The following is a 10,196-nucleotide window of genomic DNA, read 5'->3' as shown; positions in this document are numbered from 1 at the left end:
CCCCGCCAATCTGAATCCATGCAAATCCGTCGCTGTGCTCGCCGCATGACCCAGCGTCAAAATCTCTCTACCGCCAGCCGCAGCGGGTTCACCTTGCTCGAATTGATGCTGGTTCTCTCGATTCTGGTCGTGATCGGCGGGATCGTGGTGGTCAACGTTTCGGGTGCCAAGTCGGATGCAGATATCAAGGCGACCCAAACCCAGCTCAATTCGCTGAAAAGCAACGTTGTGTACTACAAGCTCAAAATGAACGAGCTTCCAGAAACGCTCGACAACCTTCGCGATGGCCCCAGCGATTCGTCCAAGAAAGCCAAATGGGTCGACTCAATCATCGAAACGATCCCGACCGATGCGTGGGGCAACTCGTTCGACATGAGCGTCAAAGGCAACGAATTTGAGATCAAGAGTGCCGGCTTGGACGGTCAAATGAACACCGAAGACGACCTTACGGTCACAGGACGGTAAGCTTTGACAATCTCATCGCAGCGATCTGTGATGCCAGCCGAGAGATCCACGATGCCTCGCCGGACGTCGATCGTCCGCGCGAATCGCTTGTTGAAACCTCAACAGGCGACCGGCTTCACGATTATCGAGCTGTTGCTGGCGATGACGATTTTTGCCGCCGCTGCTGCGCTCGTCCTGCCCACGATCGGTGGGTTGTTGACCGATCGTCGATTGGTCCGAGCAACCGATCAAGTACGTGCGGAAATGATTCGACTACGCGTCTACGCAATGCGCAACGGACGCGTGATGAAACTGTCGACGGAATCGGCTGAAAACCAGCTTACCGTGACACCAGTCTTCTCCGCCGCTGACGCTTTACAGGCCAATGACCAGTCCGGTGCCCAGGCATCCTTGTTATCGGGAGCCGATCAAACCACCGGTGCGATCGCCGGTAACGCAGTCGACGCTCAAGAAGAGGGTTGGACAATCGAGTTGCCCGAAGGCGTTCAAATCAGCTCGATTGTGACCAGCGCTGTTGGCGGTTCCGGTGCGATTGAAGCCGCGACGATGGCAATCGGCGCGACCGGCCTGGATTCCGGCGATTCCACATCGGGGGCGGTGTACTTCTATCCCACTGGGCAAACAAGCAACGCGATATTGACCGTATCCGATTCACAATCGCCAGACGTTTACGTGGTCGTCCGTGGTTTGACCGGTGCCGTTTCCGTTGAGGGGCTCTGATCATGCAAACTTTTTTCAGTTCCCCACGCCCGACGCGAGACGGATTTTCATTGCTGGAAATGATTCTGGCAGTTGGATTGCTCGGTGCATCGCTTGGCATCTTGGCCCAGGTTGCGATGACGGGGACCGATGCGGCGATCGAAGCCGAACACCTTGCCCAGGCCAGGATGATCGCTCAAAGCCAACTCGCCGAAATTCTGGTTAGCGATCAATCGCCTCAGGCCGTCCCGCCATCGCCGACCAGTCCAATGGATTCGACATCAACAACACCCTTTGAATATCAAGTCGACGTAGTTCCCGCACCAATCGATGGCATGCTGGCGATTCGAGTTAGCGTTCAGGCGATCAACAACAACGGTGGCGCACCAACCGCGAGCTATTCCATCACCCGGTGGATGATCGATCCGCTGATGGGACTTGCCGAAGCGGCGGCCGAGGAGAAAGCGTTGCGTGAAGAACAATTGGGGCTGACCGATGCCCTCTAAATCCCATCCCTTCAAAACCGCCTTGCCCCGGAACCATCACGGTGTGCGTTGCATTCGTCTTTCACCTAGCGTGAACCGTGTCAGTAACGCATCAAGAAATCGGCCTCAACGTGTTGCATTCACGTTGCTTGAAATGTTGCTATCACTCGCAATGTGCGTTGTATTGATGGGATTGGTCAGCAGCGCGATGACGTTCTACGTCCGAGACATGGGCACAGCGGAAGCCACCTTTCGCGATTCCCAAATCGCGACGGCCGTTTTGCAGATGATCGAAGACGACGTTCGCATGTCGATCACCACGCGTCCCGTTAGTACGGACGGCCTAGCCGCAATCCTCGAGGCCGCTGCGTCGCCACTCTCGGAGCTGACCGAATCCCTCGACTCCGGTGCAGACAGCGGTATCGTTGGTGCAGAAACGCTGCCCGAAGATCCGGATCTGATCGACGACCAATCGACAACTCTGGATCTAACCGTGGGCGGAACGGTGTTGCAATCTCCAGGAATCATCGGCAGCGAAAGCCAGTTACAAGTGGACACTAGCCGCTTGCCACGTCTCGAAGAAACCGTACTGGACCCGTCGCTTTCGTCCAACGCAAACCAATTGCAAGATCGTCCCAGTGATATCAAAACGGTGACTTATTTTGTCAGCATGGCTGGTTCTGGCATGGGCACAGACCCGCTGGATCAACTCGCGTCCGATAACAACATACCGCTGAACGAAAACAAGCAAGACAACCGTCTGACCGGCGGATTGGTGCGACGCCAAATCGACCGCGTCATCCATTCGCATGCGTCGATGACCGGTGGTCTGTCGAGGCTTCAAAGTGCCGGTGAAGTCATCGCTCCCGAAGTTGCCGCGATCAACTTTGAGTATTACGACGGAGTGAATTGGCTGCCCTACTACAATTCGGATGAGTCCGGTTTCTTGCCGTTGGCCATTCGGGTGCAGTTACAAATCACTGGCGATGAGGGTGCCGAAACTCGCACGTTCACGCACGTAATCTACCTGCCGATGAGTCACCCAGAGGACGCCGAAGAAGAACTGGCCGACGAAACCGGCACAACGACGACCACCAGTGCGGAGACCAGCACCAGTGCGTTCTAAAAACAAAACCGGCTTTACATCTAAATTTGCTCTCCCGACGTCGGCATTCCGATCCAATCGTCGCCCACAACGTGGTGGCTTCTTTTTGGTGCTTGTTTTGGTCGTCCTTGCCGTTGCCACAATGGCGGTTTACTCGTTCACGGAATTGATGCTGGCGGCGGATGAGACTTCCTACTTGCAAGGGGACCTGGTTCAAACGCGTCTGAACGTCGACTCGGGTGTCGAAACCATTCGGTTGCTGTTGAGCCAACCTCGCGAATCACTCGAAGCATCCGGTGGCGTGTTCAACAACCCTTCGCTCTTGCGCGGCATTCAACTCGCTAGCGACTCATCTGACGGTTCGCAGCACTTCACCGTTGTCGCACCGGGACTGACCGAAGAGGGACGCTTGGGAGGGCTCCGGTTTGGATTGCAAAATGAATCGGCGCGACTGAACATCAACGCGTTGCTCGTCCTAGAAGAAAACTCCGAAGCGTTGAATGCTCTGACATTGCTTTCCAGTGGTTCGGTCGACGTTGGCGGGATCCTTGGAACGGGCGAAGAAACGGATGCGTCGCAAGACAGCGCATTGGGCGAAACCGAAGACATTGCGTTGACTTTGCTGATGACCTTACCGGGAATGGACGCTTCCATCGCGGACGCCATCTTGGACTGGATCGATGAAGACACCGACCCGCGACCGCTCGGATGCGAAGACGAATATTACAGCTCCCTACCGACACCGTATGCTGCCGCCAACGGACCGCTGCAAAGCGTCGAAGAACTGCTTCTGGTTCGTGGCGTGACGCCCCAATTGTTGTTTGGTGCGGACGCCAACCGCAACGGCATTCTGGATCTCGATGAGCAACAACGCACGTCCGCCAGCATCGATACGGCTGGTGCACTTGGTTGGGCGTCGTACCTAACGGTCCACGGCGCCGAAACGAATAAGACCGCCGCCGGCGACTTCCGTGTCAACGTGAATCAAGAAGACCTGGAACTTCTGTACGAAGAACTGATGATTGCGTTGGGCGATGAAACCTTTGCATCCTTCATCGTGGCCTACCGCATGTCGGGCAAGTCTTCGATCACGGATTCCGCAGCGTTCCTTAGCGGCGGTGATGAAGTCGACGCTGATGCGGCGGAAGAGGCCAATAGCAGTCCCGAGCCTCTCTTGTGGTCGGCCGAGGTAATGGAGGAATTGGATTTGACCGCCGGCGCAGGCGTGGAACTGAACCAGATCCTCGATTTGATTGATGCGGAAGTCACGATCGGCGATGGCGATAACGCGGAGACGTATTCATCACCTTTTTTCAGCGATCCAGCTTTGATGGCGGAGTACTTGCCGCTGTTAATGGACCAGCTAACCACTCAAGACACGGACGTTTTGCCGGGGCGGATTAACCTTAACGAGGCGCCCGCCGAGATCCTTTCGGGAATCACACTGGTCGACGCTGAAACCATTGCTGCGATCGTCGAAGCCCGAGGCCAAAGTGGCGGAGGCGGCATGCTCAGCGGTGATGGCTCGACCGACCGCACCCACGAAACGTGGCCGCTCACCGAAGGCATCATCACCCTGGATCAGATGCGGGCGTTGTTGCCTTTGGTAACCACGGCAGGCAGTGTTTATCGCGCCCAAATCGTCGGTTTCGATGCATCAAGCGGTCTGGCTAGTCGAGCCGAAGCGATCATCGATGCCACCACGTTGAACCCGCGAGTGGTCGCCTACCGAGACCTAACACACCTCGGCCGCGGCTTCGACATGTCGATCTTAGGCAGCCCCCTGAGTGGAAATTAGCTCTTAGCCTGTAGCCTTTCCCACTTATTCCCCCAACACATCGGCGAGGGTTCGGTCGCCGGCCGCGTCGCGTTCGGCTTGCTTCAAGTCCGCGAGCGTTCGCCAGGCATGATGGTCGTTGGTGACACGGGATTGATGAGCGAGCTCCAGCACGTCTCGAATCGCGATCATTTCCGCAGGCCGGCCAAGTGTTAGCTGATCTTCTTCGCCTGCACTGCCGCTGACCCGGCGTAAACAGCCGCTTTCGATTAATCGGTTCTCCATCTCGTGGACAACCCGGCTGGCCAACCCCAACCGATCGGCCAGCTCTTGTCGTCCGACGGAACGGCCTTCCCCAAACGCGGTTGCCACCTCCGTCATGATCGGCAACATCCAATCGGGATCACCACTCGCCGCTGCATCACGCACATCCAAGGTGCGATGCAAACGACGTCCACGCATCGTTTGCAACGTGTACGTCAACGTCAAACCGAACAAGACGATCAACCACGTTACATAGATCCAAAACAAGAACAACGGAATCAATCCCAGCGAACCGTAGAGTGCTGAATACGGAACCGCCTTGCTGACATAGATTTGGAATCCGTACTTCGCGAACTCCCAAAGCACGGCTGCAACGCCAGCCCCAATCGCGGCGGCGCGGACGGAAACGTGCGTGTTGGGCATCAAGGCAAACAGCAAGAACATCAACACCCAACCCGCCAATAACGACAATGCGTGTTGCAAGAACCACAACGGTTCGGATCCGGCCCCGATCGTGCCCGCCCAAGCAACAACTTGGCCCGACATGTACAAGCTCAACGCCAGCAATCCGCTACCCAGCGTGATGATTGACCAATGGATTGCTAAACGCAAATGAATGGGGCGTTGCCGGGGCGCATCGTAAATGATGTTAAACAAGTGCTCCGTCGAGTCCGCCAACGCGACCGCGGCATAGACGAACAACAGCAATCCGATCACTCCGATCGACGCAAAGTCCAAAGACGCGATCTGGGCGGTCACCTCGCTAAGGGTGCGGCGAATACTCGCCCGGGCCCGAATCTCCGATGCCGTTTCGTCAGCTTTATCCTGCACCGCCTCGGCCAACGCTTCATCGACTTCCGCCGCGTCCACGGTGGCTTCGCTCGTCGTGGCCGCCTCTTCCAGCTTCGCTCGATTGCTGGCGGTTATCTCCACCGCCGGTCCCGATTTGTCCTCTGTTGAATCATCCGACTGTGAGTCGGAATCTTGCGAATCGCCATCAAACGCGAGCCCTGAATCGTCCTCAAAGTCGTAATCCGCGACTTGGTCCGCTTCCGAATCGATCTCCTCGATCTGCTCACGCAAGTACTGCGTCGGAATCTCCGGCACCCCGAAAAACGAGTACAGTTGATTCTCCACTCGCGACTGGACGTCTTCCAAACCACCGACGACGCGGAACATCACCAGCCCTAACACCACGACAGGGATCAGTGAAAAGATCGTTCGGTAGGTCAGCTCCGCAGCCATACCTTCGGCGCGGTGTTGGGTCAATTGCCGGGCACAGTGGACGATCAAGTCCCAGATATATCGAAGCTGGTGTTGACGCCGTGACAGCTCCTCACGGGGGCGACGAATCGCATCGGCGACATAGTTCAACCAAGCACGCAAAATGAGTTCCTTCTTCGGTTAGAATGCTTGAGTGAAAGCCCGCGGGGGATGGTCTGATCAGTGTAGCGTGTGCAAAAGCAACCAACCACAGAAGTTCCATTCCTCGGTCTGCGTACGCCGCAGACCTACCTCACCTTAGAGTCCCGCCAACGCCAACGCGTCTTCATTTCCTACAAACGCTCCTCGCCTCCGCCAATGACCATGCCTCAAATTCAACGATCTATGACTTTTGTCGCGTTCAGTTTCTGCTTCACGATAGCGTCCATTGCGGTCGCAGAACAAACCGCTAGCCCGAGCCAAGCGACTTCCGCTGACACCGCCCAAGCTTCACCCGCGAGCCGGCTCGAACAACAACTAAACACCAAACCCAACGCATCCGATTTCCACGGGTTCACGCAAACGGACTTTGAACTCGATGGTGTGTCTTGCAAATTGGTCAGCCCCGAGTCGCCAGCCCCGACCGCACCGTGGATTTGGCGAGCCCGATTTTGGGGCCATCAACCGCAGCTTGATGTTGCGTTGTTGAATCAAGGGTGGCACGTCTGCTACTGCGACATCAGCGATTTGTTCGGCAACGATGCAGCCGTTTCACGTTGGAACAAGTTCTATGAACTGAGCCAAGAAATCGGCCTCAGCCCCAAGCCGGTTCTGGAAGGGATGAGCCGTGGAGGTTTGATCGTGTTGCGTTGGGCATCGGTCAATCCCAACCAAGTCAGCGGGATTTACGTTGACAACGCAGTCATGAACATTCGGTCGTGGCCCGGCGGGAAAGGAAAAGGAATCGGAGCCCCTCGTGCTTGGACAACCTGCTTGGCAGCCTATCAAATGACTGACCAACAAACCGAAGCAATCGACGACGGTCCACTGGATCGCTTGTCGGGATTGGCCAACGCAGGCGTCCCGATCATTGCGATGATCAACGAAGCGGATAACGTGGTCCCGCCCGCCGAAAACAGCGACCGGCTCGTCAAACGATACCGCGAACTCGGGGGCCAGATCGAAGAGATCCGCCGCCCCGGCCTCGGCCACCACCCGCATTCGCTGAAGGATCCAGCACCGCTAGTCGAGTTCGCTCAAAAAGCGATCGCCTCAAAATAGCCCTGCACTCTCACCACCACGTACGTTGCCGTGCTAGCAAGCCTTAATTCCAACGAACGGTGCCGTACTCGCACGCACCAATTTCAACGTAGGGTGCCGTGCTCGCACGCACCCAAGCCCGACGTAGGGTGCCGTGCTCGCACGCACCCAAGCCCAACGTAGGGTGCCGTGCTCGCACGCACCCAGTGATTCGCACTGGCACAACGCCCCAAAGTAGCACAGGCCCCCAACCCACAACGCCCGCTAAAAACAGCCTCTGTGCGTGCTAGCACGGCACCCTACTGTTTTTCTTTGATCGGATACGTGGGTTCGCCTGACCGATCGCGGCCCAGAGTTGCTGATCAGATATGGGGTCGGGTATCCTTTCGGGCATGGAATCAATTACGAAGAATCTGACCGATGCCCAAGCGGACGCGGTCACGCACATCGATGGACCGTTGCTAATCATCGCAGGGCCGGGCTCGGGGAAAACTCGGGTGGTGACCCACCGCATCGCCCACATGTTGCATCAGGGCGTGCGGCCGTACCAGATCGCGGCATTGACGTTCACCAACAAGGCCGCAGACGAAATGCGGATGCGAGTCAATTTGCTTGCACCCGGCCAGCCAGTTTGGATGGGCACGTTTCACCGCTTTTGTGCACAACAGCTTCGCCGCTACGCCCCGATGGTGGGGCTAAGCGAGAACTACTCGATCTACGACATGTCGGATTCCAAATCGGCAATGAAGCGGGCCATCGCCGCTGCCGGAATCTCGACTTCCCACTCCACCCCTGAACAGATTTCGTCAGCGATCTCGAAGGCCAAGAATCGGCTGATCACGCCCGAAATCATGCAGCAACAAGCCGGGCGTGCTGGCGACACGGTCGCGGCACGGGTTTATCCGGTCTATCAACAACAATTGCTACTTGCCAACGCAGTCGACTTTGACGACCTGCTGTATCACTTCGCTCGTCTGCTGCGTGAGAACCCAGAGGTGCGGGCCGAGCTGGATGCGAAGTTGAAGTACATCATGGTCGACGAATACCAGGACACGAACCTGGCACAGTACGCGATCGTGCGAGCGATGTCGGTGGACCATCCCAACTTGGCCGTCACCGGAGACCCTGACCAATCGATCTACGGTTGGCGCGGAGCCGACCTGAACAACATTCTGGATTTCGAAAAAGATTATCCGAACGTTAAGACCGTGCGTCTGGAACAAAACTACCGCAGCACACCCAATATTTTGGCCGTGGCGGACCAATTGATTCGGCACAACCGGCGACGCAAGGCCAAGGAGCTGTTTACAGAGAACCCCGACGGCGAAAACGTCATCCTGCGTCAGTACGAGGACGGTTATCAAGAGGCCGACGAGATCGCCGACGAGATTGCCGCTCAAATGATCGCGGGCAACGCCGAACCGCGTGACTTTGCAATTTTCTGTCGCATGAATGCGTTGACTCGATCACTGGAACACGCGCTTCGCAACCGTGGTCTGCCCTACCAAATCGTCAACGGGCTAGAGTTTTACCAGCGTAAAGAAGTCAAAGACTTACTCTCCTACTTACACCTGATCAACAATCCGGCCCATGACGTGGCGTTGCAACGCGTCATCAACACGCCAACTCGAGGTATCGGTGCGACCACGATTGGACGGCTACAAAGCTTTGCTGATGCGAACCACATCCCCATGCTGGAAGCCGCTCGCCGGGCCAACGAAATCGATTCGCTATCCAAGCGAGCCGTTACGATGGTCACTCGCTTCGTCACGATCTATGACCGATTGCGAAAGAAGGCCACCGCGTCGCTAGAAGACTTGCTGCGATACTTAGTGGAAGAAACTCACTACGTCGCCTACCTCGAAAAAACCGGCATCGAAAAAGAAGACCACAACCCAGTCGCTAACGTTGACGAGTTGATCTCAGCAGCGGTCGAGTTTGATCGCATGCATCCCGATGACGGATCGCTCGATGCGTTCTTGGAACAGGTTGCCTTGGTCGCCGACACAGACGCCTTCGAAGATTCCAACAACCGCGTCACGTTGATGACCTTGCACGCAGCGAAGGGGCTCGAGTTTCCTCGCGTGTTTGTGATCGCAGTGGAGGACGATCTGTTGCCACACCGCCGCAGCAAGGAAGACGACCAGCAATTGGAAGAGGAGCGTCGGTTGCTGTTTGTCGGCATCACTCGAGCGAAACAATGGTGCCAACTGAGTTACGCGAAGCGACGCAGCGTGCGGGGCGATGTTCGTCCGGTCATCCCCAGCATGTTCCTAAACGAGCTTCCACGCGCGGACATGACGGTCCAAGAATCCCGATCGGACAACGATTTTTTTGACTCGGTGGATCAGGAGTACCCGGAATCCTGGGACATTATCCAAGAGGAACCGGACGGCACGGCGGCTGGCCCCAGTGACCTGACGGCTCTGGACAAAGATCCCTTTGGCCCCGACGAGGTATTCGAAACGGGATCGGAATCTTCGACACCTTCCACGGTCGACCGTTTACCGTCGGCGTCAGTGATCCCCGATGTTTACATTGACGAGGCGAGTGAGCCCACCAAGAAGTCCAAGGCGAAGTCAAAGTCCAAGATCAAAGCTGGCTTGAAAACCGCTAGCGAAATGTTGGAATCAGGACGCACGCCGCTGAACTTGTATCAGGAAGGATCCACCGTTCGGCATCCTGAGTACGGCGAAGGCACGATCACTTCGCTCGTGGGTCGCGGGCCCAAGAAGACCGCAAAGATTCGCTTCGATGGCGACACAGGCGAACAAACTTTTAGACTCGCCTTCGCGAATCTCGAATTGGTGGATTAGAAAACTTATCACCACCCCGCTGGATTCCAGGCTTCAGCCTGTTCCACACAACTTCCGAACTGTCCGACGCCTGAGCAGCCTAAAGGCTGGACTCCAACTTTCGCTCTGGGTGCTGGAGTCCA

Annotated in this window: 8 protein-coding genes; 7 read left to right on the top strand and 1 reads right to left on the bottom strand. The window is 56.6% G+C overall.

Annotation, left to right across the window (positions count from 1 at the left end; translation table 11 throughout):
- The first annotated feature begins 18 nt into the window (after positions 1-18).
- Genes ACR3ZL_RS08940 through ACR3ZL_RS08920 form a run of 5 tightly spaced genes read left to right on the top strand, consistent with a single transcriptional unit; the run spans position 19 to position 4,552 of the window.
- On the top strand, positions 19-465 hold the full coding sequence (locus tag ACR3ZL_RS08940; protein ID WP_473648303.1) for a type II secretion system protein GspG: 447 nt from the start codon (positions 19-21) through the stop codon (positions 463-465).
- Between the two features lie 51 nt (positions 466-516).
- On the top strand, positions 517-1,185 hold the full coding sequence (locus tag ACR3ZL_RS08935; protein ID WP_473648202.1) for a pilus assembly FimT family protein: 669 nt from the start codon (positions 517-519) through the stop codon (positions 1,183-1,185).
- Positions 1,186-1,187: 2 nt separating this feature from the next.
- Positions 1,188-1,670, top strand: a complete 483-nt coding sequence (locus ACR3ZL_RS08930; RefSeq protein ID WP_473648203.1) for a prepilin-type cleavage/methylation domain-containing protein — start codon at positions 1,188-1,190, stop codon at positions 1,668-1,670.
- Positions 1,660-2,775, top strand: coding sequence for a PulJ/GspJ family protein (locus ACR3ZL_RS08925; protein ID WP_473648204.1), 1,116 nt, complete (start codon positions 1,660-1,662; stop codon positions 2,773-2,775). The genes ACR3ZL_RS08930 and ACR3ZL_RS08925 overlap by 11 nt, the downstream gene beginning before the upstream one ends.
- Positions 2,765-4,552: a type II secretion system protein GspK gene (locus ACR3ZL_RS08920; protein ID WP_473648205.1), complete on the top strand. Its 1,788-nt coding sequence runs from the start codon at positions 2,765-2,767 to the stop codon at positions 4,550-4,552. The genes ACR3ZL_RS08925 and ACR3ZL_RS08920 overlap by 11 nt, the downstream gene beginning before the upstream one ends.
- Positions 4,553-4,576: 24 nt before the next feature.
- Here ACR3ZL_RS08920 and ACR3ZL_RS08915 read toward each other — a convergent pair whose 3' ends face one another.
- A complete protein-coding gene (locus tag ACR3ZL_RS08915) occupies positions 4,577-6,181 on the bottom strand; it encodes a YihY/virulence factor BrkB family protein (RefSeq protein WP_473648206.1) in 1,605 nt (534 codons plus the stop codon).
- A gap of 222 nt (positions 6,182-6,403) precedes the next feature.
- Between ACR3ZL_RS08915 and ACR3ZL_RS08910 the strand changes: the two genes are divergently transcribed.
- Positions 6,404-7,279, top strand: coding sequence for an alpha/beta fold hydrolase (locus ACR3ZL_RS08910; protein WP_473648207.1), 876 nt, complete (start codon positions 6,404-6,406; stop codon positions 7,277-7,279).
- 371 nt (positions 7,280-7,650) lie between these two features.
- Positions 7,651-10,074: an ATP-dependent helicase gene (locus ACR3ZL_RS08905; RefSeq protein WP_486173387.1), complete on the top strand. Its 2,424-nt coding sequence runs from the start codon at positions 7,651-7,653 to the stop codon at positions 10,072-10,074.
- Positions 10,075-10,196 lie beyond the last annotated feature (122 nt).

The sequence above is a fragment of the Rhodopirellula sp. J20-39 genome (assembly GCF_057365095.1).
This window is presented reverse-complemented; position numbering and strand designations above follow the sequence as displayed.